Origin of the sequence: Palleronia sp. LCG004, assembly GCF_032931615.1 — a bacterium.
Lineage (GTDB): Bacteria > Pseudomonadota > Alphaproteobacteria > Rhodobacterales > Rhodobacteraceae > Palleronia.
On record NZ_CP136759.1, the window covers coordinates 2,566,654 to 2,591,899 of the forward strand.

23 protein-coding genes are annotated in these 25,246 nt (G+C 66.3%); 17 read left to right on the top strand and 6 right to left on the bottom strand.

What is annotated here, in order from left to right:
• The first annotated feature begins 8 nt into the window (after nucleotides 1–8).
• The 6 genes from RVY76_RS12570 to nagA are packed head-to-tail and all read left to right on the top strand — an operon-like array spanning nucleotide 9 to nucleotide 6,016.
• Nucleotides 9–1,292 (top strand): ABC transporter substrate-binding protein, encoded by a 1,284-nt coding sequence (locus RVY76_RS12570; RefSeq protein ID WP_317374428.1) that lies wholly within the window; start codon nucleotides 9–11, stop codon nucleotides 1,290–1,292.
• 20 nt (nucleotides 1,293–1,312) lie between these two features.
• Nucleotides 1,313–2,191: a sugar ABC transporter permease gene (locus tag RVY76_RS12575; protein ID WP_317374429.1), complete on the top strand. Its 879-nt coding sequence runs from the start codon at nucleotides 1,313–1,315 to the stop codon at nucleotides 2,189–2,191.
• The gene (locus RVY76_RS12580) at nucleotides 2,188–3,015 is read left to right on the top strand and encodes a carbohydrate ABC transporter permease (RefSeq protein ID WP_317374430.1); all 828 of its coding nucleotides are present in this window, start codon (nucleotides 2,188–2,190) and stop codon (nucleotides 3,013–3,015) included. Before RVY76_RS12575 ends, RVY76_RS12580 begins: the two co-directional genes overlap by 4 nt.
• Before the next feature lie 15 nt (nucleotides 3,016–3,030).
• Nucleotides 3,031–4,116 (top strand): sn-glycerol-3-phosphate ABC transporter ATP-binding protein UgpC, encoded by a 1,086-nt coding sequence (locus tag RVY76_RS12585; RefSeq protein WP_317374431.1) that lies wholly within the window; start codon nucleotides 3,031–3,033, stop codon nucleotides 4,114–4,116.
• Nucleotides 4,116–4,895 (top strand): glucosamine-6-phosphate deaminase, encoded by a 780-nt coding sequence (gene nagB / locus RVY76_RS12590; RefSeq protein ID WP_317374432.1) that lies wholly within the window; start codon nucleotides 4,116–4,118, stop codon nucleotides 4,893–4,895. Before RVY76_RS12585 ends, nagB begins: the two co-directional genes overlap by 1 nt.
• The gene (gene nagA, locus RVY76_RS12595) at nucleotides 4,892–6,016 is read left to right on the top strand and encodes an N-acetylglucosamine-6-phosphate deacetylase (RefSeq protein ID WP_317374434.1); all 1,125 of its coding nucleotides are present in this window, start codon (nucleotides 4,892–4,894) and stop codon (nucleotides 6,014–6,016) included. The genes nagB and nagA overlap by 4 nt, the downstream gene beginning before the upstream one ends.
• Before the next feature lie 28 nt (nucleotides 6,017–6,044).
• Here the strand turns inward: nagA and RVY76_RS12600 are convergent, their stop codons facing one another.
• The 6 genes from RVY76_RS12600 to RVY76_RS12625 form a co-directional block, all read right to left on the bottom strand.
• Nucleotides 6,045–6,353 (bottom strand): hypothetical protein, encoded by a 309-nt coding sequence (locus RVY76_RS12600; RefSeq protein WP_317374436.1) that lies wholly within the window; start codon nucleotides 6,351–6,353, stop codon nucleotides 6,045–6,047.
• A gap of 323 nt (nucleotides 6,354–6,676) precedes the next feature.
• Nucleotides 6,677–7,045, bottom strand: a complete 369-nt coding sequence (locus tag RVY76_RS12605) for a hypothetical protein (RefSeq protein WP_317374438.1) — start codon at nucleotides 7,043–7,045, stop codon at nucleotides 6,677–6,679.
• 30 nt (nucleotides 7,046–7,075) lie between these two features.
• A complete protein-coding gene (locus RVY76_RS12610) occupies nucleotides 7,076–7,231 on the bottom strand; it encodes a hypothetical protein (RefSeq protein WP_317374440.1) in 156 nt (51 codons plus the stop codon).
• Nucleotides 7,232–7,413: 182 nt separating this feature from the next.
• A complete protein-coding gene (locus RVY76_RS12615; protein WP_317376768.1) occupies nucleotides 7,414–8,385 on the bottom strand; it encodes an ROK family protein in 972 nt (323 codons plus the stop codon).
• A gap of 28 nt (nucleotides 8,386–8,413) precedes the next feature.
• A complete protein-coding gene (locus RVY76_RS12620; protein ID WP_317374441.1) occupies nucleotides 8,414–9,508 on the bottom strand; it encodes a Gfo/Idh/MocA family oxidoreductase in 1,095 nt (364 codons plus the stop codon).
• Between the two features lie 91 nt (nucleotides 9,509–9,599).
• A complete protein-coding gene (locus RVY76_RS12625) occupies nucleotides 9,600–10,904 on the bottom strand; it encodes an ABC transporter substrate-binding protein (RefSeq protein WP_317374442.1) in 1,305 nt (434 codons plus the stop codon).
• 161 nt (nucleotides 10,905–11,065) lie between these two features.
• Here RVY76_RS12625 and RVY76_RS12630 point away from each other — a divergent pair, with 161 nt between their 5' ends.
• The 11 genes from RVY76_RS12630 to iolE all read left to right on the top strand — a co-directional run bounded on the left by RVY76_RS12630 (nucleotide 11,066) and on the right by iolE (nucleotide 25,239).
• Nucleotides 11,066–13,570 carry a hypothetical protein gene (locus RVY76_RS12630; RefSeq protein ID WP_317374443.1) on the top strand — a complete coding sequence of 835 codons (2,505 nt, stop codon included), beginning with the start codon at nucleotides 11,066–11,068 and terminating at the stop codon, nucleotides 13,568–13,570.
• Between the two features lie 4 nt (nucleotides 13,571–13,574).
• Complete coding sequence (locus RVY76_RS12635) at nucleotides 13,575–14,678, top strand: sn-glycerol-3-phosphate ABC transporter ATP-binding protein UgpC (protein WP_317374444.1); 1,104 nt, start codon at nucleotides 13,575–13,577, stop codon at nucleotides 14,676–14,678.
• Complete coding sequence (locus tag RVY76_RS12640) at nucleotides 14,675–15,652, top strand: sugar ABC transporter permease (protein ID WP_317374445.1); 978 nt, start codon at nucleotides 14,675–14,677, stop codon at nucleotides 15,650–15,652. Before RVY76_RS12635 ends, RVY76_RS12640 begins: the two co-directional genes overlap by 4 nt.
• A gap of 6 nt (nucleotides 15,653–15,658) precedes the next feature.
• Nucleotides 15,659–16,705, top strand: coding sequence for a carbohydrate ABC transporter permease (locus RVY76_RS12645; RefSeq protein WP_317374447.1), 1,047 nt, complete (start codon nucleotides 15,659–15,661; stop codon nucleotides 16,703–16,705).
• A complete protein-coding gene (locus RVY76_RS12650; RefSeq protein ID WP_317374448.1) occupies nucleotides 16,702–17,790 on the top strand; it encodes a LacI family DNA-binding transcriptional regulator in 1,089 nt (362 codons plus the stop codon). The genes RVY76_RS12645 and RVY76_RS12650 overlap by 4 nt, the downstream gene beginning before the upstream one ends.
• The gene (locus tag RVY76_RS12655) at nucleotides 17,787–18,575 is read left to right on the top strand and encodes a 6-phosphogluconolactonase (RefSeq protein ID WP_317374450.1); all 789 of its coding nucleotides are present in this window, start codon (nucleotides 17,787–17,789) and stop codon (nucleotides 18,573–18,575) included. Before RVY76_RS12650 ends, RVY76_RS12655 begins: the two co-directional genes overlap by 4 nt.
• A 44-nt stretch (nucleotides 18,576–18,619) precedes the next feature.
• The gene (locus RVY76_RS12660) at nucleotides 18,620–19,480 is read left to right on the top strand and encodes a MurR/RpiR family transcriptional regulator (RefSeq protein WP_317374452.1); all 861 of its coding nucleotides are present in this window, start codon (nucleotides 18,620–18,622) and stop codon (nucleotides 19,478–19,480) included.
• A 113-nt stretch (nucleotides 19,481–19,593) separates the two neighbouring features.
• A complete protein-coding gene (gene iolG, locus RVY76_RS12665) occupies nucleotides 19,594–20,607 on the top strand; it encodes an inositol 2-dehydrogenase (RefSeq protein WP_317374453.1) in 1,014 nt (337 codons plus the stop codon).
• The gene (locus RVY76_RS12670) at nucleotides 20,607–22,517 is read left to right on the top strand and encodes a bifunctional 5-dehydro-2-deoxygluconokinase/5-dehydro-2-deoxyphosphogluconate aldolase (RefSeq protein ID WP_317374455.1); all 1,911 of its coding nucleotides are present in this window, start codon (nucleotides 20,607–20,609) and stop codon (nucleotides 22,515–22,517) included. The genes iolG and RVY76_RS12670 overlap by 1 nt, the downstream gene beginning before the upstream one ends.
• Nucleotides 22,514–24,343, top strand: a complete 1,830-nt coding sequence (iolD, locus tag RVY76_RS12675) for a 3D-(3,5/4)-trihydroxycyclohexane-1,2-dione acylhydrolase (decyclizing) (RefSeq protein ID WP_317374456.1) — start codon at nucleotides 22,514–22,516, stop codon at nucleotides 24,341–24,343. Before RVY76_RS12670 ends, iolD begins: the two co-directional genes overlap by 4 nt.
• Nucleotides 24,340–25,239 carry a myo-inosose-2 dehydratase gene (iolE, locus tag RVY76_RS12680; RefSeq protein ID WP_317374457.1) on the top strand — a complete coding sequence of 300 codons (900 nt, stop codon included), beginning with the start codon at nucleotides 24,340–24,342 and terminating at the stop codon, nucleotides 25,237–25,239. Before iolD ends, iolE begins: the two co-directional genes overlap by 4 nt.
• The last annotated feature ends 7 nt before the right edge of the window (nucleotides 25,240–25,246 follow it).

Genomic DNA, 25,246 nt, shown 5'->3' on the forward strand with positions numbered 1-25,246 from the left:
ACGACACGATGACGACCGACCGCAGATCCCGCCTCCTCGCCGGAGCGGCGCTTGCCGCGACGCTCCCGCTCGGGGCAGCCGCTCAGACCGAGCTCACGCTCTGGCACATGGAGCAGCCGCCCCACCGCGTCGAACGCGTGCAGACGTTGCTCGACGAGTTCAACGAGAGCCATCCCGACATCGAGATCCGCCAGGAGCCTCAGAACTGGGGCGAGGTCTATGCCAAGGCTCCCGCCGCGCTCGCCGCCGGGGCCGGGCCGGATCTGCTCTTCGCGATCCCAGATTTCACGCCGATCCTGAAGGGGATGGGCGCGCTCGACGATGTCGGCGACTTCGTGGAGGAGCTCGATGCCGAGCATGACTTCATCGATGCGGCCGTCGAAGCCTATTCCTACGACGACGGTGTCTGGGCCGTGCCGCTCTACAACATGTCCATGAACCTCTGGTACAGGCCCTCCGTCCTCGAGGACGCCGGGATCGACGTCCCGGAAACCTGGGAGGACTGGCGATCGGCGGCCGAGGCACTGACGACAGACGGCACCTACGGGATGGGCCTGCCGGCGAACCGGCAGCTCTACACGGACCAGACGGTCTATTCCGTGATGACCAACGGCGGTGCATCCGAGATCTACGACGAAGAGGGCAGCCTGCGCTTCGACACGCCAGAGACGGTTGGCGCCTACGCATTCTACGACGACATGCTGGCCTTCTCGCCGCCCGACGCACCGTCCTGGACTTGGGGCGAGGCCGAGGCGTGTTTCGCCTCGCGAGCCTGCGCGATGATCCTGCAATTTTCGGTCATCTCCACCTACGACACGCAGGCCGAGGGCGATCCTGCGGATCTCGGGGTCGCCGCCATTCCCTCCAAGGACGGAGAGACGCACAACACGATCGCCTATGCCAACGCGGTGATGCTGCTGAGCCGGGACGAGGAAAAGCTCGAAGCCTCGAAGACCTTCGTGCGCTGGCTTCTGCAGCCCGAGAATTACGGGCGCTTCCTCAACATGGAGCCGGGCCTCTTCATGCCGGTCACCGCCGACGGGGCCGAGGCCGACAGTTTCTGGAGCGACCCCATCGTCGAGACCTATCGCGACCAGATCGAGACGGTGATCGAGAATTCGCGCAACGGCATGCTTTTCGGCTTCACCTCGGGCCGTGTCTTTCCGGCGATCGCCGCCATCTCGGCGCAGAACGTCCTGGCCGAAACCCTGCAATCCATCGCCGTCAGTGGCGAGGATCCGGCCCAGGCCGTCGCGGCCGGCGAAGCGCGGATGCAGGACCTGACCGACTGATCGAAGCGGAGCCCGGAGCGATGAAACTGCCGCGGCGCATTCTGCCCGTCGTCTTCGTCGCTCCGGCGATCCTGTTCCTGTCGGCGCTCCTGATCTGGCCCCTCGCTCAGGCGGTGATCCTGTCGCTGCAGAATGTCCGCTCGGTCGGAACGGCCGGTGACTGGGTGGGCCTCGCGAATTACGTCGAGGTGCTGACCGATGCGACCTTCTGGTCCTCGGCGTGGCTCAGCCTTCTGTGGGTGGTCTCGAACGCGCTCCTGCAGACGGCACTCGCCCTCTTCACGGCGCTCGCGCTCAACCAGACCTTTCCGGGAATGCGGATCGCCCGGACGTGGATCGTCCTGACCTGGATCGTTCCGACCGTCGTCGTGGTGATGATCTGGAGGTGGCTCTTTTCCACCTCGGGCGGAATAGTGAACCCGTTGCTGATGCAAACCGGGATCACTTCCGCGCCGGTCGGTTTCTTCTCGACGCCCACGACCGCCTTCGCCACGCTGGTCTTCATCAATTCCTGGCGCTGGTTTCCCTTCATCGCGCTGATGATGCTGGCAGGTCTGACCCGCATTCCGGGCGATCTCTACGAGGCGGCCCGGATTGACGGCGCGGGGGCCTACAAGCGGTTCACCCGGATCACCTGGCCGCTTCTCGCACCGACGCTGGGCGTGCTGCTGGTGATCGGCACACTTCTGAGCTTCAACGTCTTCGACATCATCTGGCTTCTGACATCCGGAGGACCCGCCGGCGGGACACGGACACTGCCGGTCCTGATCTACGAGACCGCATTCAAGTCCTACCGCATGTCCGAGGCCGCCGCCGTCGCGGTTCTCGCCACGGTCTTCCTGATGGGCTTCGCCGTCATTGCCACCCGCTGGCTCGCCCGCCCGCCGGAGGCGAGATGAGACGTCCGCCGCGCTGGAACCTGGCCCTCGGGGCGGTGCTGCTGCTTCTTGCCGCGCTCGTGGCGCTGCCGTTCTGGTTCGTGCTCACGGGCTCGATCAAGGTCCCCGCCGAGATCATCGCGCGCACGCCGACCATCGTGCCCGAAAGCTTCACCCTTCAGCACTACGCCAAGCTTCTCGCGGCGTCGGATTATCCGGTTTACATGCTGAACAGCCTGGTGGTCGCGACGATCTCGACAGCAATCACGCTGATCCTCGCCATTCCGTCGGCCTACGCCTTCTTCCGCATGTCATTCCGTGGCCGCGAGACGCTCTATCGTGCGATCCTTCTGGCCTATGCCTTTCCCTCGATCGTGATCCTGATCCCGCTTTTCGGGATCTTCGCAAAGCTCGGGCTCATCGACAGTCGCCTGGCGCTGGTCCTCGTCAACGTCGCCTTCGCGCTGCCCTTCGCGATCTGGTTGCTCCGCTCGTTTTTCGCGGGCATTCCCGTCGAGATCGAAGAGGCCGCGCGGCTCGATGGCGGGCCACCCTTCACGGTGCTGCGGCGGATCATGATCCCGCTCGTCGCGCCGGGCATCGCGGCGGTCGCCGTCTTCGCCTTCGTGACCGCCTGGACCGAATACGTCTTTGCCTCGGTGATGATCCTGTCGGATGCGAAACGCACGGTCCCGGTGGGATTCTCGGGCATCATCGGCCAATACCAGATCGACTGGGGGTTGCTGCTCGCGGGCGCGAGCCTGTCGATCCTGCCGGTCGTCATCCTGTTCGCCTTCGTCGGCCGCTGGTTCGTCGCGGGCCTGACCGAAGGCGCGGTGAAATGAGAGGGGACCCCGACGATGGGTGACGTGACGCTCACCGGCGTGAGCAAGACATTCGGCGAGACGGAAGTGATCCCGCCACTCGACCTGTCGATCGCATCGGGCGAGTTCGTCGTCTTCGTCGGGCCGTCCGGCTGTGGAAAATCCACGCTCCTGCGCATGATCGCGGGGCTAGAAGAACCCAGTTCGGGGAGGATCGAGATCGCCGGCCGCGACGTGACCCATGCCGACCCCGCCGATCGCGGGCTTGCCATGGTCTTCCAGACCTATGCCCTCTACCCGCATATGAGCGTGGCCGAGAACATGGAATTCGGCCTTGAAATGGCAAGGATGCCCAAGCCCGAGCGGGAACGGGCCGTGCAGCGCGCCGCCGGAATCCTCCAGATCACCGACCTTCTCGACCGCCTCCCGCGCGAGCTGTCGGGCGGTCAGCGCCAGCGCGTCGCGATCGGGCGCGCCATCGTCCGCGATCCCGCGCTCTTCCTCTTCGACGAGCCTCTGTCCAATCTCGATGCCGAGTTGCGCGTGCAGATGCGGCTCGAGATCGCACGCCTGCATTCCCGTCTGTCGGCCACGATGATCTACGTGACACACGACCAGACGGAGGCGATGACCATGGCCGATAGGATCGTCGTCCTGCGCAAGGGCGTGGTCGAGCAGGTGGGTCGCCCCGCTGAACTCTATGCCGATCCCGACAACATCTTCGTTGCGGGGTTCATCGGCAGCCCCCGTATGAACTTCCTTCCCGCCACGCTCACCGGGATCGCCCCTTCGGGCGCGGGCCTTGTCGATGTGGCGAGGCTCGGCATAAGCGGGCTCGAAGTGCCGATGCGCAACGGCATCGCGGCACCGGGTACCGTGACGCTCGGGATCAGACCCGAGGATTTCGTGGCACCGGAAGACGGCGATGCAAAGATCATGCTCGATGCCGAGGTCGTCGAGAATCTGGGCGGGGCCGCCTACCTCTATACCGAGGCGAGCCGCGACGAGGCGGTCGTGGCCGAGGTTCCGCGCCGCGCCCTGCCCTCCCACGGCGACAGCGTTCCCTTCGGTATCTGCGGGCGCGACTGTTTTCTCTTCGACACCAATGGAGGACGCATCTGATGCGGGTCCTGATCTGTCCCGACGCCGCAAGCGCCGCCCGGCGCACCGCCGATCTTCTCTGCGAACACGTGGCCCGACGCCCGCATGCCGTTCTCGGCCTCGCGACCGGTGGCACGATGGAGCCGGTCTACGAAATACTCAGGGAGCGGATCGCGGAAGGGAGTCTCGATCTCTCTTCCGTCACGACGTTCAACCTCGACGAATATGTCGGTCTCGCCGGCGACCATCCGCAGAGCTATCGCGCCACGATGGAACGGCTCCTCTTCGAAGCGGCCGGCATCGGCCCCGATCGCGCGCGCCTGCCCGACGGGGCGGCGGCCGATCCCGCAGCCGAGGCCGACGCCTACGACGCGGCCATCTCCGAGGCCGGCGGCATCGACCTGCAGCTTCTCGGCATCGGCAGCAACGGTCACATCGGCTTCAACGAGCCCACATCGAGCCTGGGCTCGCGCACGCGGATCAAGACCCTGACGCGCGAAACGCGGGACGCCAATGCGCGCTTCTTCGACGAAGGCGAAGAGGCCCCGCGCTTCAGCATAACCATGGGCATCGCGACTGTGCTCGAGGCCCGGTCATGCCTTCTGCTCGCGACCGGAGAAGGCAAGGCACCCGCCGTGGCCGCCGCGATCGAGGGGCCACTCTCGGCCGCCTGCCCTGCCTCGGCGCTTCAGCTTCATCCCTCCGCGACGATGATCCTCGATCCCGACGCGGCGCGCGATCTCAAGCTGCGCGACTATTACGAAATGGTGCACCCTGCCGGCGGAGAGGCCCCCCTATGATCCGATTGATCCACGCGCGCACGCTCTACGACGGGACCGGCGGACCTCCGCGCCACGACTGCGTGGTCGAGATCGCCGAGGGGCGCATCGGCGAAGTCTCGACCGGCCCCGCGCCCGCCGAGGCCAAAAAGGTCGAGATTGCGGCCCCGGGCTTCATCGACTTGCAGATCAACGGTGCGGCGGATGTCCAGTTCAACGAGGATCCTACCCCCGACGCGATCGCCCGCATCGCCGAAGGCGCGCGCCGGGGCGGTGCTGCGCATATCCTCCCGACCTTCATCACCGCGCCCGGCGATGGTTGGCAACAGGCCATCGCCGCAGTCCGCGCGGCGCGGTCGCAGAACCTCGCCGGGCTGCTCGGCCTGCATCTCGAGGGTCCGTTCCTCTCGCCGCAGAGACCCGGCATCCATCCTGCCGCCGGGATCCGCCCCATGCGCGAAGAGGATCTGGCCCTGCTCGAGCGGGTCGAGTTCCCCCTCATGCTGACCATCGCGCCCGAAGAGCAGCCGAAAGGCACGATCGAACGGCTGAGCGCCGCGGGGATCGTCGTCTTCGCAGGCCACAGCATTGCGACCGCTTCCGATCTCGACGCCGCGGCGTCCGAGGGATTGTCGGGCCTGACCCACCTCTGGAACGCGATGCCGCCGCCGCAGGGCCGTGCGCCCGGTATGGTGGTCCGCGCGCTGACCCACCCGACGCTCTTCGCGGGGATCATCGCCGACGGCCATCATGTCGACCCGCTCAACCTGACCCTTGCCTCGGCCATGATGAAGGGGCGTCTCTTCCTCGTAACCGACGCGATGCGCAGTTTTGCCGGATCCATCGAGGAATTCGACCTGATGGGCACGCCCGTCACCCTGCGCGACGGCCGCCTGACAGGCCCCGACGGAACGCTGGCCGGTGCACATCTGGGCATGGACGAAGCGGTCCGCATGATGATCGACAGGGCAGGAGTGCCGCCCGAAGCGGCGATCGCCATGGCGACCGACGTTCCCGCGCGGGTCATGGGCCTTGGTAGTGAACTTGGTCGGATCGCCACCGGCTTCCGGGCAAGCCTCAGCTTTCTCGACGAGGGCTGGAACGCCCGGGGCGGCCTCGTCGACGGCGTGCCGTTCGACTGAAGGCGGACGGCACCGGGCGCGGCCCGTTTCAACCGGCCTCGGCGATGCGCAAGGCGATCTCGGTCCCGCCTTGCTCGACCTCGTGCGGAAGATCCCCTGCACGGATCTTGTCGAATGCACCCTCGATCGACGGCGCGGTGGCGAGGACGATGCGCTCACCCGCAGACGGCACCTCGTCGTAAAAGAGCTCAAGCATGCCGCCCTCGACCGTCAGCGGTGCCTCGAGCGCGAGACCGTCCGCACCGACGGCAAGCGTGCCGCCGCGAGCTAGCACCTCGCCCGTGCCGAGCGCGCCGGGCCTCGCTGCGACGAACCGTCCCCACCTGCGCGAGGCCACGATTCAGCCGCTCGCGATAGAGCGCTTTCGTCTCGTTGGTCTCGGCCCACGGATCGTCCGCGCCGCCCCCACTGAGCGTAGCGAAGTCCTGCCCTTCGGGCAGTTCGCCAGGAAAGACCTCATGAATGTCTACGAATGCCTCGTGCATCGTCCGATCGAATTGCGGCGCGTTGAGATAGGCGGCACTCGCCGCTGTCGCCATGATGCGGCCGCCGATCACGCCGAAAGAAGTGCCGGAACGACGGCGACATTGCTGTTGTAAGCCAGGATCCCGGCCTCACCGACCAATTCGGTGCCGGTCTCGATGACTTCGCCGATATCTGTCATCCGCCAGGGCCGCGGCAAGGCGAGGTCGTACCTTCCGATCCGTGCATCGCCTCCATGATTACCATGAGGGCTCCGAGATCGCTGTCGGGCGATCCGAGGCCACCGCCCGCCTCCTCCGGATCCGCGATTTCGGCTGAAGGATCAATCGCCATATCGATCGTGCTTCCGGGACCGGACATCTCGCGATAAATCTGCCCGAACAGTCCGAACGCTTCGAGGATCGACATACCCTTGCGCCGACGATCGTCGAGATAGGCGCGCAATGCGTCATCCGTGGTGCGCGCGGTACCGATGACGGACAGGACGTAGTCCATGTTGTGCGCCCAGGCCCCCGGATCGAGAATGTGCGTCGCACCGTATCCCATCGCGCCGTCGCCTTTCGCGCCGCCGTTTCGTCACGCCTTGTCACCGAACTGCCAGACCTCATCGAAGCCCAACAGGATGGCGGCGACGGGATTGTATCGCGTATCGTATGCGCTGACCGCGCGACCCCGGCTGTCGGCACCGGTCTGGGCGGGATAATTCTTCACGACCGGCAGAGGATAGACCACCTCAGGGACCGGCACCTCGAATGCAACACCCGTGCCCGCTGGATCGGCGAGGAGCGGTTGGGCGGGCGTCAGGCACGTCAGCCCCCCATCTTCAGGCTGTCCGCGCGGATCTTCACATCGGCAATCCTTATCGTTGCTCGCAAGGAAAAGGTGGTTCGCCGCAGGGGATTCAACCCCCGTCCCTAGGCCGGCGGCTCGCCGGTTTCGTCACGATTCGGGAATTGGCCGGCATCCGACGACACGGCCCTCCCGCGATCGAGAATGGGCACGACGGCCCCGAGAAGCCCTGCATCGTTGCCGCGTTCTGCCGGGAGAATGCGGAACTCCTGCGCCAAGGCGGGCCAGATCGACACCGGAAGCGCTTTGGCGATGGCGTCGAACAGCACGGGCCCGGCACCTCCGATGCCCCCGCCGATCACGCAGGCCCTGATGCAGGTTGCGTTCACGATCATCCCGATCGCCTGGGCGATATGGCGCGCGACCGAGGAAACGGCCCGAACCGCGCGGTCGTCGCCCCCGCGCGCCGCCTCGAAACACGCCTTGAGATCATGGCCATCAACGCCCTCGCGGGCAAAGGCCGCCTCGAAGCCCGCACGCCCCGCAATCGTCTCGAGCGTTCCGGGTTGTCCATGAGGGTTCATCGCCCCCCCGAGGTCGAGCACGATCGCACCGAATTCCGGCGGCTGGCCACCCGGGCCGTGGACAAGCCGTCCGTCGACCATCAGGCCACCGCCGATACCCGTCCCGAGGGTGAGCATCGCGAAGGATCGAAACGCGCGGCCCGCACCGAAGCGGGCCTCGCCCAGCGTCGCGGCGAGCGCATCGTTGCCGACCTCGACCGGAAGGCCCAGCGCAGTACCCAGATCCGCGGCGATCGGCACATCGGACAGGGCAGGCAAATTCTCCGCCCCCTGGATCACGCGCAAGGTCCGGGGGTCCACATGCCCCGGCATGACAAGCCCGACACCCAGGATGTCCCCCTGCGCGCCGGCGATCATCGCCTCCGCCCGAATGCGGATCATCTCGGACAGCACGGCACCCGGCATCGTTGCCTCCAGCGGATCATACTGCCGCGCGAGGATCCGTCCTCTCTCGTCGACAAGCCCGTACTTGACCCCCGTCCCGCCTATATCGATCCCGATCGCGAGGGTCATCGGCAAGGTCGGGTCCGGCACCCCCTTCTCATGCGACGTCCTCGGTTCCGGCCCAGAACTCGGTCCAGCCGCCATAGGCCGGATGGCCGGGCCCGAGCGGCAGGGAAACGTCCTCGCGCGAATGCGCGGAATGATAGAACGCGGTCGCGATCTCGAGCGCGCGACGCGCATCGCCGGTCGTCACGGGCAGAGGGTCCCCCTGCGTCACGCTCCGGTGAAAGCCGCGGAACTGCCCTTCGAAGCCCTGCGCCGTGTCCGGTGCGGCGGCAAGCGCAGCATCGATCGCGCGCCCTGTCTCCACGTCGCGCGGCACGAAAGTCCACGGGTCGCGCCCAGGGGCATAGGCGTCGTGGCTGCTCTCGATCGTGACGTTCTCGAACATCAGACGCAGGCGGCTCAGCTGGTCGCGGGACCCGAGCGTCGCGCTCATCGTGGCGAGCGCACCGCTGGCGAGCTGCACCGACGCGGTCGCGCAATCGTCCACCTCGATCGGGTTAACCCGCGTCGCGATCCGCCCGAAAAGCCGGTCGACCGGCCCCATGAGATGCGTGAGAAGGTCGTGGATATGGATCGCCTGCGTGGTCAGCACACCGCCAAGCTCCGTATGCCAGCGCCCGCGCCACCCGTTCGCGTAATAGGCCATGTCGCGCCGCCAGAACGTCTCGGCCGTCGCGAGATAGGGCTTTCCGGCAAGTCCGCTCTCGATCAGGTGCCGCGCCTGAGCGACGCCCGTGCCGAAGCGATACTGGAAGATCGGCATGACCAGCCGGGAGGCATGCGCCGCGATCGCCTCGATCCCGTCGAGTTCGCTGAGCGACCGGACGAGCGGCTTCTCGCAGATGACGTGCTTGCCCGCCCGAAGCGCGGCCGCGGTCTGATCATGGTGAAGCCCAGGCGGGGTGCAGATGTCGATCACGTCGATATCCTCGCGCCCCAGCAGGTCCTCGAAGCGGGTCGTCGTCTCGGGCACGTCGTGCCGCGCGGCCACGTCCGCAAGGCGGCGGGGGTCGAGATCGCAGACCGCGCGCACGTCGAACAGATCCGGCGCACGGGCGAATCCGTGGCTCAGATGTTCCTCTCCGATGCCGCAACCCACGATCGCGACATTGAGTTTTTCTGGCATCGTCGGCTCCTGAAAGGGGATCGCGATCCTGCCGGCGGATCCGGCATCGCATATGCGCCGGGGCGACCCATTGCCCGCCCCGGCCCGTCGATCAATCCTGCGCCGCGGCATCCTCGCCGCCCGGCAATTCGGCGTTGATGTCGGCCATGTCACGTTCGAGCTGCGTGTAGGTCTGCTCGAGCGACAGCTCCCCGACGATGAGCTGCGACATGCGCTGCACGATCGCGTTGAAGAAGGCCGTGTTGCCGGGCGCGATGTTGAGCGCGAGAGCCTGCGGCGGCACGTTCTCGCGGTTGTCGTTGAAGACCTGCATGGCGTCCTGGACGCTCGAATTGTCGGTCTGGTACTCGAGACCGTCGATATTGGCCCCGGGGATGAGGATGAATTCCTCGGCCAGCTTGCGCTGAACTTCCTCGCTGCCGAGGTAAGTCATGAATTCGGCCGCGGCCTCGGGGTGGTCGGTATGCTCGAACGGAATGATCGCAGTTCCGCCTGGCATCGCCACGCAACCCGCGGGTCCGCAAGGTGCCTGGATCGCCGTCCAGTCGAACGCGTCCCCGATCTGGTCCGCGAAATTGCCCACCATCCAGTTGCCCGCGAGATAGGTCACGGCATTCGCGTTGGCGAATTCCTCGCCCATCGACTTGTAGGCGGCACCGCCCGCGGCACCCCACATCTCGGGCGGGAAGGCCCCGCTCTGGGTATAGCCGTAAAGCTCCTCGATCACGCCCCGCGCGGCATCGTCCGGAAAGGTGTAGTGGCCACTCTCGTCGATCATCTCGGCCCCCGCCGACAGGAGCGGACCGGCCATGCGGTGACCCGATCGGTCGAGAGTGAACGGGATCTGCGCGCCAGTGGCCTCGGCGACCTCCACGGATGCCTCGACGATCTCCTGCAGCGTGGCACCCGGTTGGGGCAGGTCGACACCGGCCTGCTGGAACAGCGTCTCGTTGACGAAGGGCAGGTTGAATGTCCGGGTCCAGATGATGCCGTTGATCGCGTCGCCTTCGCGGTCGTCCGGCCGCAGGATCGAGAGCTGATCCGCCCCGTAGAGATCCACGAAGGCCTCCGGGTCGTCGAGATACGGCCGCAGGTCGAGCGCGTAGCGACCGAGCGTGTAATCCGCCACCTTGGCGATGTCGGGCCCCTCCCCCACGGCGAGCTGCATGGGAAGCTGCCGCATTACGGCGTCGTACCCGGTCGAGATGAACTCGATGTCGATGTCGTCGTGCGAATCGCTGAATTGCTGCGTCAGCTCTCGCACGCGCTCCACCGCCTGCGGATTGTCGTCCGTATAGAGGAAGGTCAGCGTCGCCTGGTCCTGCGCGACGGCCCCTCCCGCCAGAAGCGCGCCCGTCGCGGCCCCGATCATCGTTCCCTTGATGGATGTGTTCATGACAGCCCTCCTTCTCTCCCTGCTGCGCCGTACACTTAAATGCAAATTTTTCATTATTTGAATTCTTTTTTCTCCGTAGCATTGACAATACTGCATATCAACAGTTTCTCATTTTCACGGCGTGCAGAAGTGACGCAAATATTTTCGTTGGGGAGGCGAAGATGGCGGGACCGACCTATTCCGTGATGCTTGAGGACGGAGAACCGGCCGTACTCTGGGAACTCGGCCCCGTGATCTCGGCCGGATATCCGGGCTTTCCCGCCCCGACGCCCTTCGGTCTGGACTACGTGTTCCGGAACGGCTTCACCGGCACCGATCCGTTGCCTTGTCGAAGGGCTTTCCTGACCGAGATGCGCGATCGTCCCATCGACCTGCCCGCATATTGGAAAGGCGCGGGCTTCTACGCCCCGAACGATATTCCGCGCGTCGAATTCGATGGTTTCGCCTATACCCCGACCCACCGGCGGCGATTCCTGCGCGCAACGTTCGTCGCAAGGGAGGCGGGCGATCATGCCTTCGATCTTTCGACATGCGGCGGCGTGCGGCTCTGGGTCGATGGTGCCGAGGCCGCACGCTTCGAGCCGTTCCAGCGCAACGCGGCGCGCAGTACTCGGATCGTCCTGCCGCTCCGGGAAGGGGCGAACGAGATCCTCATGCATATGGAGGACCTCTTCGAGAGGGACACGAACTGGAGCGCGGCGCTCGTCAATCGCAGCGGAGCGTCGATCCGGATCGAGATCGGGGCGGAAGCGGATTCCCGACTCATCGCGGCCGTCCGCGATCTCGCCGCCGAAATCCGCCCGGCGCGCGACTACTTCCTGCGCGAACCCATGACCCTCGTCTTCGAGGAAGCGCTGGAAACCGACCTGCCGATCAGGGTCCGGATCGTCTCGCATCAGCACGACCGTGCGACATTGCTCGATACCGACGCGATCCTCAAGGCCGGCGAGACGCGATTGACGCTCGATGGCTCGCTCGGGATCCGCGAGGGGTTCCATCGGGTCCTGCTGACGTTCCGGGTCGGTGACGTCTCGATCGAACGCCAGATCGACGCGGCCTTCCTGGACGACCTCGCCCCCTTCACACCGCCCGACACCGAGGACGCCCGCAAGCGCGAGGCCCTCGAACACGCGGCACGCAATGGCGATCCGCGCATCGGACGGCTGCTGGCGCTCTATGCGACGGATGCCGAGGACACGGACCCCGCCGCGATCGAGGCGATCCTCGATGCCACGCTTTCCTCGATCGAGGCCCGGGAGGATTGTTCGGATTTCGTGATGGTGCCACTGCTCTGGGTCTGGGGCCTCTACCGTGACCGCCTCCCCGCAGCACACCGCGCCCGGATCCGCCACGCGATCCTCGACTATCGCTACTGGGTCGACGAGCCCGGCAACGATGTCATGTGGTTCTGGAGCGAGAACCACGTCCTGTGCTTCCACGTTTCGCAATATATCGCCGGGCACCTCTTTCCGGACGCTGTCTTCACCTGTTCGGGTCGGACCGGGGCAGAGCAGAAACGCCTCGCCGAAGAGCGTCTTCCGGCCTGGTTCGACGCGGTCGAGGCCCATGGCTTCGTCGAATGGAATTCGGCCGCGTATTACCCCATCGACTTCATCGGCCTCTTCGGGCTCGTCGGCTGGGCCAAGGGGCCGCTCGAGGATCGCTGCCGCGCCCTCCTCGACCGTCTCTTCGCGATGATCGGACTTCACACGCTGGCAGGCGTTCCGGCGGGCTCCCAGGGCCGCGCCTACGACAAGGAGCTGAAGGCCGGGCCGCTCACCGAACTGGCACCCTTCTGCCGCGTGGCCTTCGGAGAGGGATGGCTCGGGACGGGTGTCGCGGCGCTGCCGCTCTATTGCCTGTCGGACTATGCGGCACCGTCCGAGACCCGGCATGACGCCCTCTTCGACGGTCCCGGAGGGATCGAGGCGCGATATACGCAAGGCCACGACCACAACGGCAAGCTCGTCCTCTGGAAGGATCGCGCCTCCATGCTCTCGAGCGTCGTGGAACACGATCCCGGCACGCAGGGCCACCAGCAGCATGTCGTCGACATTCGCCTTTCGGGGCACCCGATGGCACGCCTCTGGATCAACCACCCCGGCGAGACCGACCCCTGGGGGATCAAGCGCCCGTCCTTCTGGTCCGGCAACAGCGTCCTGCCGCTTGTCGGGCAGCATCGTGACCATGCGCTGCTGCTCTACGATCTCGGTGACGCACCCGAGGTGGAATTCGTCCACATCTTCGCGGCGCGCGATGGCCTCGACGCGCTGGAAGCCGAAGGACATTGGCTGTTTGCGAGGGCGGGCGACGGTTATGCCGCGATATGGGCGTCGGGTACGCTCAATCCAGTCGTGTCAGGCGCGACCGCCGGCCGAGAATTCCGCCTCTCCGGCCGCCGGAGCGGCTGGATCGTCCGGGTGGCCTCCGGCGCGGGCGAGGCGGGCTTTCACGACTTCAAGGACGAGATGCGCGCGCTCTCTCCCGTTTTTTCCGGAGACGGCTCCCGTCTCTCCCTCCGGGTGCCCGACGGCGTCGATCTCACCCTCGATTGGAGCGCCGGCCTGTCGGTCGACGGCTCCCCGGCACCTTTCGACGCGCTGAGCCCCGCGCCCCGGGTCTCGCGCGGTGTCGCGCCGAAAAGCCCCGCAAGAGCAGGAGCCTGATTGCATGGCCAGTCTGACGTTGAAAAAAGTGACGAAGAGTTTCGGCGCGGTCGAAGTCATCAAATCCGTCGATCTCGAAGTGCGCGACGGTGAATTCGTCGTCCTCGTCGGCCCCTCGGGGTGCGGCAAGTCCACTCTCCTGCGGCTGATCGCGGGGCTCGAGGACATCACCGGCGGCGATATCGAGATCGGCGAAAAGCAGGTGAACACGCTCACCCCCGCCCAGCGCGAGATCGCGATGGTGTTCCAGTCCTACGCGCTCTACCCGCATATGAGCGTGCGCAAGAACCTCTCGTTCGGGCTCGAGAACATCAACATGAAGCGGTCCGAGATCGACGACCGCGTCACCCGCGCGGCCGCGATGCTGGGTCTCATGGATTATCTCGACCGCCGGCCCAAGGCGCTGTCGGGCGGCCAGCGGCAACGCGTCGCGATCGGCCGTGCCATCGTTCGCGAACCCGCGCTTTTCCTCTTTGACGAACCGCTCTCCAATCTCGATGCGAAGCTCCGCGTCCAGACCCGCGGCGAGATCATCAACCTGCACCGGCAGCTTCGCTCCACGATGATCTACGTCACCCACGACCAGGTCGAGGCGATGACGATGGCCGACAGGATCGTCGTGATGAATGCGGGTCGCCCGGAACAGATCGGCACGCCGCTCGAACTCTTCGACAGACCCGCGAACCTCTTCGTCGCGGGCTTCATCGGATCGCCCAGGATGAACTTCTTCCGGGGCCGCGTGACAGGGGGTGGAACGGCGCAGGCGCATGTCCCGACCCTGGGCGACATCGCGCTGCCGGTCGCCTCATCCGCGCTTTCCGATGGCGAGGAGGTCGTGATCGGAATTCGCCCGTCGCACGCCCGCGCGGGCGAAGGGCCTTATCGGATGCGCGTGGAATACCAGGAAAGTCTCGGCACCGAGACGTTCATCTACGGCAAGCTCGACCCCGCGGACGAAGAGCTCACCACGCTCCACGTGCAGCATCATTTCAATGCCCAGGCGGGCGCGGATCTGGCATTCGACCTGCCGCGCGATCGTATCCATGTCTTCCGCGCGGCGGACGGCATCCGGGTTCCCACGCCCGCCGAGACGGAGGCCGCGGCATGACCGCCATCCTCTCTCGCATCGCCATGCAGCTGATGCGGATCGTCGAGATCCCTTTCAACCTGATCGAGCGCGGCATCGGCGGACGCAACATGCCGTGGGTCTTCATCCTGCCCAACATGGTGATCTTCGGGATCTTCACGTTCCTACCCATCGCGCTTCTGGTCTTCTACGCCTTCACAGGGGGTACGAACATCCTGCTGGGCGACCGCCCGTTCGTCGGCTGGGACAATTTCGCCCGCCTCTTCGATTGCGAGACCTTTCTGTCACCCTATAGCTGCGCGGAATCGATGTTCTGGATCTCGGTTCTGAACACGCTCTGGTACGTGGCCTTCACCGTTCTGGGAATGCTCACCGTCTCGCTCGTCACGGCGCTCGTGCTCAACCGGATCGTGCGCGGAGGCAGCTTCTTCCGGGCGATCTTCTTCTATCCCGTGCTTCTTTCCCCGGTGGTCGTGGGCCTCATCTGGCGGTGGTTCCTCGACCGCAACGGCCTTCTGAACGGGATGCTCTCCTCCATAGGGCTCGAGCCGGTCATCTTCATGCTCGACGTGTTCTGGTCGCGCTTCTGGACCGTGATCGTGTCGATCTGGTTCCAGATGGGCTTCTACACGCTGATCCTGCTCGCCGGGCTTCAGGCCATCCCGCGCGACATCTACGAGGCCGCGGCGATCGACGGAACGTCCTCGTGGCGCGTCTTCTGGCGGATCACGCTGCCGATGTTGCTGCCGAACCTCGTCGTCGTGCTTGTGCTGCTGATGATCCGCGCCGTGCAGGTCTTCGACGAGGCCTACGTGCTCACGAATGGCGGCGGACCGGGCACGGCAAACACGTTCCTCGTGCAGTACATCTACGAGACCGCCTTCGCGAGCGACATCAAGCTCTATGGCATGGCCTCGGCGGCCTCCGTGGTCATGGGCGTGGTGCTGCTGGTCCTGACCCTGATGCAGATGCGCCTCGCGCAGAAAGCGGAGTAGAGCCCGATGTCCGTCTTCCGTTTCCTCGCCCGCACGCGCGGCACGTCCGGCCCTGACGCGACCGACTGGATCGTGCGGATCTGGCTTCTCGTCGGTACGCTCATCGTGGCGCTTCCGATCGCATGGGCGGCGATGACGTCGCTCAAGCAGCCGTCGGAGATCAATCGCTTCCCGCCGAGCTTCCTTCCCACTGCACCCCAGCAGGTCGCGGTCGACGGCTACGAGCGTCCGCTCGGGCTCTGGGAGGCCGAGATCGACGGCGAAACTCGGCAGCTCGCCCTCGTGCGTCGGATCGGGATCGAGGCGCAGATGGTCGACCCCGAGGCACCCGGCGAGACGATCGCGGTGCATACCTCGCAGATCGCGCCCGTCGAGACCATCTCGATCGCCACGCGCAACTACACGGCCCCGCTCGAGGATTTCAATTTCATCACGTTCTTCAAGAACTCGGCCTTCGTGACTGTCGTGGCGACGATCCTCACGCTGATCCTGAACTCGATGTGCGCCTTCGCGCTCTCGAAATACCGGTTCAGGGGGCGCAACGTGATCTTCGTGCTCATCATCTCGACGCTCATGATCCCGCTTTCCGTCGTGATCGTGCCGGCCTTCCTCGTCGTGGTCGGCCTCGGGATGATCGACACGCTCTGGGGGGTGATCTTTCCAACGATCGCCACCCCGACGGGCGTGTTCCTGCTGCGCCAGTACATGCTCACCATTCCGGACGAGCTGATCGAGGCCGCGCGCATCGACGCGGCGAGCGAGTTCCGCATCTACTGGCGCATCGTTCTGCCGCTTACCGCGCCCGCGCTCGCGGTCCTCGCGATCTTCTCGATCATCTGGCGCTGGAACGACTTTCTCTGGCCGCTCATCGTTCTCATCCGCCCGGAAAACTTCACGCTCCAGGTCGGGCTCAACGCCTTTCAGGGTCAGTTCACGACGCAATGGCACTATATCCTGGCCATGACAGTTCTCAGCCTCGCGCCGGTCACGCTGATCTTCGTCTTCCTTCAGCGCTACATCACGGCCGGCATCGCCAATACCGGGATCAAATGACGACGTCCGAGAAACCGACCAGGGCCCGCCGACGGATAGGCCTCAAGGATATCGCGCGCGAGGCCGAGGTCTCGATCAGCACCGTGTCACACGTCATCAACGGCACCGCCAAGATCTCTGACGAGGTACGGGCCCGTGTCCTCAGGATCGCGCAGGAGCTGGGACATTTCGACCGCCAGCGGATGCAGCGACAGGGTGTCAGGCTCAAGCGCCTGCTCGTCGCGGTGCCGGGCTACGGCATGGCCGAGAGCGAGGCGAATCTCTTTCTCTGGTCGATCCTGTCGGCCCTCCGCACACATTGCGACGCGACGGGGGTCGAGATCGTTCCGCTCTCCTCGTCCGACGGCAATCTCGACGCCGAGGAGGTCGTCGAAGCCGTCGCGCGCGAGCGGTGCGACGCGATCATGCTGATGCACGACGACCGGCCCGAACTCCTGCGTCCCTTGGCCCGAGCCCGCGCCGACCTGCCGCCCATGATCCTCGTCAACGGCGAGGACCCCGAGATGGAGATCGACACCGTCGTCCCGCAGAACCGCTTCGCCGCGCGGCAGGCCGTGCGCTGGCTGACGGGTCTGGGGCATCGCAACATCCTGCACATCACCTGGGCCGGCCGCACCACGATCGAGAGGCGGCGAGACGGCTATCTCGATGCGCTGGCCGAGCTGGGCCGAGACCGCGCGCAGGCCTCGATCATCGCGTTCCCGGCCTGGGACCTCGTCATGGCTGAACGCATCCTGTCCGACGACCTCGTCAGGACGATCGAACGGGATGGCATCACCGCGATCTTCTGCGCCTCCGACAACGTCGCGCTCCATGCCCGCGGCGTGCTGCACCGCGCGGGACTGCGCGTGCCCGAGGACATCTCGATCGTGGGGTTCGACAACCTCATCCAGTCGGACATGAGCTCGCCACCGCTCTCCTCCGTCGATGTGCCGGTCAAGCATATCGGGCCGACAGCGCTGCAGCTGCTGCGCGACCGCCTCACCGATCCGCCGGGCGAGCCCGCCCCCGCACGCCGGATCGAGCTCGGCTGCAGCCTTGTCCGCCGCCCGAGCGTCGCGGCCCCCGCAAAGGAAACGCCATGATCCGCGTCGAGGTACAGCCGGCCGAAATCCACGGACGCATGCTGGCCGACACGATCCTCGACGCGGTGGCACGGGCCGACGGCACGGGCGGAACGTATCTCCTCGGCTGTCCCACGGGGCGCACGCCCCGACCCGTCTATGCCGCGATGACGAAGCGTCTCGCGAAGCGGCCACAATCGCTCGCGCCGCTCGTCCTCGTGATGATGGACGAGTATCTCGCGGGGGACGGCGAGGACTTCCGCTACGTGCCGAGCGATGCGCACAATTCCTGCCGGCGCTTCGCGGAGAGTACCATGCGCGGGGACTGGAACGCGGTCCTGCCACCCGACCTCGCCCTGCCGAAGGGGAATGTCTGGTTCCCCGACCCGGCGGATCCCCGTGCCTACGACGACAGCATCGCGGCGGCCGGCGGCCTCGACCTCTTCCTCCTGGCCTCCGGGGCGGGTGACGGACATGTCGCTTTCAATCCCCCCGGCACCGCGCCCGATACCGGGACCCGCATCGTCGAACTCGGCGCGCAGACCCGGCGCGACAACATGGCGAGCTTCCCGGCCTTTGCCAGCCTCGATGAGGTTCCGACGCACGGGATCTCGGTCGGGATCGCCACGATCGCTCGGGCACGCAGCGCGGCCATGATGCTCTTCGGTCGGGACAAGCGGATGGCATTCAGGAACATCGCCGACGCCGGAGGATACGATCCCGACTGGCCCGCGACCGCGATCCACCTCGTCCCCGAGGCCGTCATCCTCGCCGATCCGGAGGCCGCCGACCGGCAGGAGGCCTGAACTGCACCGGGTGCCGATTGACCCCGGAATGGAAAATCCGTTCCATGCGCCCGACGCACCCGATCGGAGCAGCCATGCAGGACGAAATGCCGGACATTCCCGCGACCCCGCCGCCGGATGTCGCCGCGTTGCACCGAACGATCGAGGAATCGCTGCCCTCGATGCCGAAGCGGCTCAAGCAATGCGGCGAGTTCGTGCTGCGCAACCCGCAACGCATCGCCGTCTCGAACGTTGCTGAAATCGCGCAGGCGGCGGGCGTGCAGCCCTCGGCCTTCGTGCGGTTCTGCAAACAGGTGGGATTTTCCGGCTTTTCAGCCTTCCAGAAGGTCTACAAGACCGAGCTGACCGATGGCTGGCCGACCTACGATGCGCGCCTTGCCCGGTTTCGCGAACTCGGTGCCCGGACCAGTCCGATCCTCCTCGAATTCGCGGGCGCGGGGCGAGCATCCCTCGACCGCATGGTCGAGGGGATCGACCATGCCGCGCTCGAACGCGCGGTCGGCGTACTCAGCCGCGCCGACATGGTTCATATCGCGGCCATGCGGCGCAGTTTCGCGGCCGCGACATATCTGTTCTACACGTTCGACCGGATGCGGATCCCCGCCAATCTGCACGGGATGACGGGCGGCATCGTCAATGCGGGTGGCCTGCGCCCGAAAGACGCTCTCATCGCCATCTCCTATGCTCCCTATTCGTCCGAGACGATCGACCTCGCGCGCGAAGCACGGCTTCAGGGGCTCAAGGTCGTGGCGATCACAGACAAGGCGGAATCGCCTCTCGCCCGGCATGCCGACGAGATACTTCTCGTGCGCGAGATCGACGTCGATGCCTTCCGAACGCTGACGGCAACGCTGGTCCTCGCGACCACGCTCGCGGTCGGGGTCGGAGCGGCGCGCAAGCATTGAAATATTACTTCCATAAATGTTGATGACATCGGCATAATGGAATATCTCGATCATATCCGGAATTGGATCGATCGACGTATCGGTCCCGCCGGATCGAGGAGGAGAGCATCGCCATGACCGTCACCTATGGTCTGATCGGCTGCGGCCGCATCGGCAAGGTCCACGCCGCTGCCATTGCCCGGACACCCGGCGCGACGCTCGCCGGGGCCTTCGATCCCGACGCCTCCGCCGCCGAGGAGGTCACGGCGCGCCACGGCGGCCAGCCCCGAAGCGTCGAGGACATCCTCGCCTCGGAGGAGATCGACGGCGTCCTGATCTGCACTCCCACCGACGGTCACGCCGACCTCATCGAACGCGCGGCCCGTGCTGGAAAGGCGATCTTCTGCGAGAAGCCCATCGACCTTTCGGTCGACCGGGCGCGCGCCTGCATCGCCGTGGCCGAGGATGCCGGAACGCCCCTCATGATCGGCTTCCAGCGTCGCTTCGACCCCGATTACCGCGCGCTCAAGTCGCGGATCACCAGCGGCGCGATCGGCACGGTCGAGATGGTCAACCTCACCTCCCGCGATCCCGCGATGCAGCCTGCCTCCTATCTCAGGGGGTCTGGCGGGATCTTCCGTGACATGGTGATCCACGATTTCGACATCGCGCGCTGGCTGCTCGACGACGAGGTGGTCCGGGTTCAGGCGACGGGCTCGGCCCTCATCGACCGGGGACTCGAGGAATTCGGCGATTTCGACAGCGTGAACACGCTTCTGACGACGGCGCGGGGCCGGCAATGCGTGATCTCGAACACGCGTCGCAGCCATTACGGCGCTGACATGCGGGCCGAGGTGTTGGGATCCGAGGGCGCGGCCTTCATGAAGAACCACGACGGCGACCGGGTCAGCGTCGGCAAGGTCGACGGCTTCCGGCAGGAGCCGCTTCCGAACTTCTTCATCGACCGCTTCCACGAGGCCTATCTCGCCGAGATCGGGCATTTCACCGATTGCCTCCGCGAGGGGCGCGCCCCCGAGATCACCGGCCGCGACGGGCTCATGGCGCTGGTCCTGGCCGATGCCGCGACCCGCGCGGCGACCGAGGGCCGCGTGGTCGAGGTCGCCGAGATCCTCGACGGGGCGGGCTGATGCGCGATCTCGACGTCATCACGATCGGCCGCTCCTCCGTCGATCTCTACGGGATGCAGGTCGGCGGGCGGCTCGAGGACATGCGCTCGTTCCGCAAGTATATCGGCGGCAGCCCAACCAACATCGCGGCCGGAACCGCCCGGCTCGGCCTGCGCTCGGCGCTCATGACGCGCGTCGGCGACGAGGCGATGGGCCGCTTCATCCGCGAGGAGCTGGTCCGCGAAGGCGTAGACGTCACCGCCGTGGCGACCGATCCGCAGCGTCTCACCGCGCTGGCCATTCTCGGCATCGAGGCGCAGGACCGCTTTCCGCTGATCTTCTACCGCACCGATTGCGCCGACATGGCCCTGTCCGAGAACGATGTGGACGAGGGCTTCATCGCCCGCGCCCGCGCCGTCGTGGCGACCGGCACGCATCTGTCGAACCCGCAGACCGAGCGCGCGGTCCTGAAGGCGCTGGATCTGGCACGCAGCAACGGCTGCCGCACCGCGCTCGACATCGACTATCGACCGAACCTCTGGGGGCTCGCCGGTCACGACGCGGGGGAAGAACGGTTCATCGCGTCCGATGCCGTGACGAAGAAGCTGCGATCGACCCTGCATCTCTTCGATCTCGTCGTCGGCACCGAGGAGGAATTTCACATCGCCGGCGGCACCACCGACACGATCGCGGCTTTGCGCGCGGTTCGCGAGGTCTCGGACGCCACGCTCGTCTGCAAGCGGGGGGCGATGGGGGCTGCGGCCTTTCCGGGTCCGATCCCGGACGATCTCGACGCGGGAGAGGTCGGCCCCGGCTTTCCGATCGAGATCTTCAATGTGCTGGGCGCGGGCGACGGTTTCATGAGCGGGCTGCTCAAGGGGTGGCTCGACGACGAGGATTGGCCGACCGCCCTCAAATACGCCAATGCCTGCGGGGCCTTCGCCGTCTCACGTCATGGCTGCGCCCCGGCCTACCCCACATGGGAGGAGCTCCGCTTCTTCTTCGGGCGCGGAATCGTCACGCCCGCGCTGCGCAAGGACCGCGATCTCGAACAGGTGCATTGGGCGACCACGCGGATCGGTGACTTGCCCGACCTGCGCGTCTTCGCGTTCGATCACCGCGCGCAGTTCGAGGAGATGGAAGGGGCCACGCCGCAGAAGATCGCCGCCTTCAAGCGGCTCTGCCTCGATGCGACGCGCGACGTCGCGGATGGCCGGGAGGGCTACGGACTTCTTTGCGACGAACGTCTGGGACAGGCCGCCCTTCACGGCGCGGCGGGACGCGGCCTGTGGGTCGGCCGCCCCGTCGAGATCCCCGGCTCGCGGCCCCTGCGGCTCGAGGAGATCGGCGAGGATTTCGGCGGCCTGTCGGAATGGCCCCGCGATCACGTGGTCAAGTGTCTGTGCTTCTGCCATCCCGACGACGACGCGGCGATGTGGGACGACCAGCTCGCCACGCTCACTCGTCTGGCCGAGGCCGCGCGGCGCAACGCGCTGGAATTCCTGCTCGAGATCATTCCGTCGAAGGTCGGCCCCGTCGGCGACGACACGACAGCCGATCTCGTCCGCCGCATCCACGCCGCCGGCATCCGTCCCGACTGGTGGAAGCTCGAACCGCAGCCAACCGAGCTCGCCTGGACCCGGACCTGCGCCGCGATCGAGGAGGGCGACCCGCATGTCCGCGGTATCCTCGTCCTCGGGCTCGACGCGCCGACCGACGAGCTGCGCGAAGGGTTCCGCCTTGCCGCACGGCACCCCATGGTCAAGGGCTTCGCCATCGGACGGACGATCTTCGGCGATGCGGCGCGCGCCTGGATGGCAGGCCAGATCGACGATGCCGAGGCCTCGCGACGCATGCGCGGGGAATTCGGCGCGATGGCCGCCGCATGGGACGCGGCACGCGACGCCGCGACGAGGGAGGAGACAGCATGAAGACGGTGAGACTGACCGCCGCCCAGGCCATGGTGCGCCATGTCGCGGCCCAGAAGAACGCCGATGGCGACCCCTTCATCGAAGGGGTCTGGGCGATCTTCGGCCACGGCAACGTCGCGGCTTTGGGCGAAGCGCTCCACACCCATCGCGACCGGATCCGCACCTATCGCGGTCAGAACGAACAGGGCATGTGCCACGCCGCCATCGCCTATGCCAAGGAACTCGGACGCAAGCGCGCGATGGCGGTCACGGCCTCGATCGGGCCGGGCTCGACCAACATGGTGACGGCCGCGGCGCTTGCACACGTGAACCGCCTGCCGGTCCTTCTCATACCCTCCGACGTCTTCGCGGGACGCCAGCCCGATCCCGTCCTGCAACAGATCGAGCCCTTTCACGACGGCACGATTACCGCGAATGACGCATTCCGCCCCGTCAGCGCCTATTTCGACCGGATCACCCGACCCGAACAGCTTCTGACCGCCCTGCCGCGCGCATTCGCAACGATGACCGACCCGGCAAGCTGCGGACCCGCCACCATCTCGATCTGCCAGGACGTGCAGGCCGAGGCGTGGGATTTCCCCGAAAGCTTCTTCGAGGAACGTGTCTGGACCGCGCGCCGGCCCCGCCCCGACGAGGACGACGTGGCCCGTCTGGCCGAGGCCCTGCGCGATGCGAAGCGCCCCCTGATCGTCGCGGGCGGCGGCGTGCATTATTCCGACGCCTGCGAGGCGCTCAGAACCTTCGCCGAGACCCACGGCATCCCCGTCTCGGAAACCCAATCCGGCAAGGGCGCGATGCCCTGGGATCATCCGATGGCCCTGGGCGGCATTGGGGTCTCGGGCTCGGACGCGTCGAACCGCTACGCGGCCGAGGCGGATCTGGTGATCGGGATCGGCACGCGGTTCCAGGATTTCACCACCGGCTCCTGGCGACTCTTCCAGAATCCCGACCTGCGCTTCGCCCAGGTGAACGTCGTGCCCTTCGACGCCTACAAGCGGCGCGCCCTTCCCGTGATCGGGGATGCCCGCGCGGGGATAGAGGCGCTCGGCGCGGCGCTCGGGGATCACCATGCCGGTGCCGATGTCTCGGCGATCCGCGAGGATTGGTTCGCAGAGGTCGCCTCGGTCACCGATGCGCCCGGCGACGACAACGAACTGCCTTCCGACCAGCAGGTGATCGGCGCGGTGCAGCGCGCCGCAACCCTGGACAGTGTCGTCATGTGCGCCGCCGGCACCATGCCCGGCGAGCTTCAGAAGCTCTGGAAGCCGTGGAAGCCCGGTTCCTACCACATGGAATACGGCTATTCCTGCATGGGATACGAGCTTGCCGGCGCGATGGGCATGAAGATGGCCCGGCCCGACAAGGACGTGATCTGCATGGTCGGCGACGGCAGCTACATGATGCTCAACAGCGAGATCGCGACCGCCGCGATGATGGGTCTGGGCTTCACCGTCGTACTGACCGACAATCGCGGATACGGCTGCATCAACCGCCTGCAGCAGGGCAGCGGCAGCCCCGAATTCAACAACCTCTACGAACATGTCGAACGGGAGGAGATGCCCCAGATCGATTTCGTCGCGCATGCCCGGGCGATGGGCGCGGATGCGGTCAAGGTCACCTCCATCGCCGAGCTCAAGGACGAAATCGCCCGCGCTCGCGGCAAGACCCGTCCGCAGGTCATCGTGATCGACACCACGCCCTACCCCCCGAAGGATATCGGCGGCGCGTTCTGGGACGTGGTCCCGCCGGAGGTTTCCGAACTCGAAACGGCCCGCACCGCACGCCGCCGCTACGACGACATGATCAAGGACAGGTTCAAGGCATGATCCGCTACGGCACCAACCCGATCGCATGGTCGAACGACGACGATTGGTCGATCGGCGATCACATCAGCCTCGAGCAATGCCTCGACGATTGCCGCCGGATCGGCTTCGACGGGATCGAGAAGGGCCACAAGATGCCCGACGACGGTACGGAGCTGAAATCGAAACTTGAGGAATACGGTCTCGGCTTCGCCGCCGGGTGGTTCTCGACCAACCTGCTCGTCAACGACATCGAAACCGAGAAAAAGGCGCTGCGGGACTGGATCGCCTTCACCCGGGCCGCGGGCGGCAGCCACATCAATGCCTGCGAATGCTCCAACACCGTCCACGGCAGCGACGACATCGCGGTGAACGACCGGCCCGTCCTCGACGATGCAGAATGGGATCGTTTCATGACCGGCCTCGAGGCCCTCATGACCCTCGCGCGGGACGAAGGCGTCGCGATGGGGTACCATCACCACATGGGCACGATCGTCGAATCCGAGGCCGACATCCACCGCTTCATGGAGATGGCGGGACCGAACACGCGGCTGCTTCTCGATACGGGCCACGCGGTCTTCGGCGGGGCCGATCCCGCCGCGCTCGCCACGCGCTACATGGACCGGATCAGCCACCTGCACTTCAAGAACATCCGCCCCGCCCTCATGCGGCAGGTCCGCGACGAGGGGCTGAGCTTCCTCGAAGGGGTGCGCCGCGGCGTCTTCACCGTGCCGGGCGATCCCGAAGGCTGCGTCGACATGATGCCCGTCCTGCGGGCCGCGGCCGATGCGGGCTACGACGGCTGGCTCATCATCGAGGCCGAGCAGGATCCCGCCACGCGCGATCCGGTCGAGTATCAGAGCGTGGGGTTCACCGCGCTGAAGGACATGGCGCGCCAGGCGGGGCTCGACCGCCGCTAGGGCGCGC

What these genes read in the sequence shown, in the direction of transcription:
- RVY76_RS12655 (WP_317374450.1), top strand. Translation starts at nt 17,787, where the DNA reads ATGATCCGCGTCGAGGTACAGCCGGCCGAAATCCACGGACGCATGCTG.
- nagB (WP_317374432.1), top strand. Translation starts at nt 4,116, where the DNA reads ATGCGGGTCCTGATCTGTCCCGACGCCGCAAGCGCCGCCCGGCGCACC.
- RVY76_RS12570 (WP_317374428.1), top strand. Translation starts at nt 9, where the DNA reads ATGACGACCGACCGCAGATCCCGCCTCCTCGCCGGAGCGGCGCTTGCC.
- RVY76_RS12625 (WP_317374442.1), bottom strand. Translation starts at nt 10,904, where the DNA reads ATGAACACATCCATCAAGGGAACGATGATCGGGGCCGCGACGGGCGCG.
- RVY76_RS12575 (WP_317374429.1), top strand. Translation starts at nt 1,313, where the DNA reads ATGAAACTGCCGCGGCGCATTCTGCCCGTCGTCTTCGTCGCTCCGGCG.
- RVY76_RS12650 (WP_317374448.1), top strand. Translation starts at nt 16,702, where the DNA reads ATGACGACGTCCGAGAAACCGACCAGGGCCCGCCGACGGATAGGCCTC.
- RVY76_RS12635 (WP_317374444.1), top strand. Translation starts at nt 13,575, where the DNA reads ATGGCCAGTCTGACGTTGAAAAAAGTGACGAAGAGTTTCGGCGCGGTC.
- RVY76_RS12645 (WP_317374447.1), top strand. Translation starts at nt 15,659, where the DNA reads ATGTCCGTCTTCCGTTTCCTCGCCCGCACGCGCGGCACGTCCGGCCCT.
- iolD (WP_317374456.1), top strand. Translation starts at nt 22,514, where the DNA reads ATGAAGACGGTGAGACTGACCGCCGCCCAGGCCATGGTGCGCCATGTC.
- RVY76_RS12580 (WP_317374430.1), top strand. Translation starts at nt 2,188, where the DNA reads ATGAGACGTCCGCCGCGCTGGAACCTGGCCCTCGGGGCGGTGCTGCTG.
- RVY76_RS12630 (WP_317374443.1), top strand. Translation starts at nt 11,066, where the DNA reads ATGGCGGGACCGACCTATTCCGTGATGCTTGAGGACGGAGAACCGGCC.
- iolG (WP_317374453.1), top strand. Translation starts at nt 19,594, where the DNA reads ATGACCGTCACCTATGGTCTGATCGGCTGCGGCCGCATCGGCAAGGTC.
- RVY76_RS12660 (WP_317374452.1), top strand. Translation starts at nt 18,620, where the DNA reads ATGCGCCCGACGCACCCGATCGGAGCAGCCATGCAGGACGAAATGCCG.
- RVY76_RS12605 (WP_317374438.1), bottom strand. Translation starts at nt 7,045, where the DNA reads ATGGGATACGGTGCGACGCACATTCTCGATCCGGGGGCCTGGGCGCAC.
- RVY76_RS12585 (WP_317374431.1), top strand. Translation starts at nt 3,031, where the DNA reads ATGGGTGACGTGACGCTCACCGGCGTGAGCAAGACATTCGGCGAGACG.
- RVY76_RS12640 (WP_317374445.1), top strand. Translation starts at nt 14,675, where the DNA reads ATGACCGCCATCCTCTCTCGCATCGCCATGCAGCTGATGCGGATCGTC.
- RVY76_RS12670 (WP_317374455.1), top strand. Translation starts at nt 20,607, where the DNA reads ATGCGCGATCTCGACGTCATCACGATCGGCCGCTCCTCCGTCGATCTC.
- RVY76_RS12620 (WP_317374441.1), bottom strand. Translation starts at nt 9,508, where the DNA reads ATGCCAGAAAAACTCAATGTCGCGATCGTGGGTTGCGGCATCGGAGAG.
- nagA (WP_317374434.1), top strand. Translation starts at nt 4,892, where the DNA reads ATGATCCGATTGATCCACGCGCGCACGCTCTACGACGGGACCGGCGGA.
- RVY76_RS12615 (WP_317376768.1), bottom strand. Translation starts at nt 8,385, where the DNA reads ATGACCCTCGCGATCGGGATCGATATAGGCGGGACGGGGGTCAAGTAC.
- iolE (WP_317374457.1), top strand. Translation starts at nt 24,340, where the DNA reads ATGATCCGCTACGGCACCAACCCGATCGCATGGTCGAACGACGACGAT.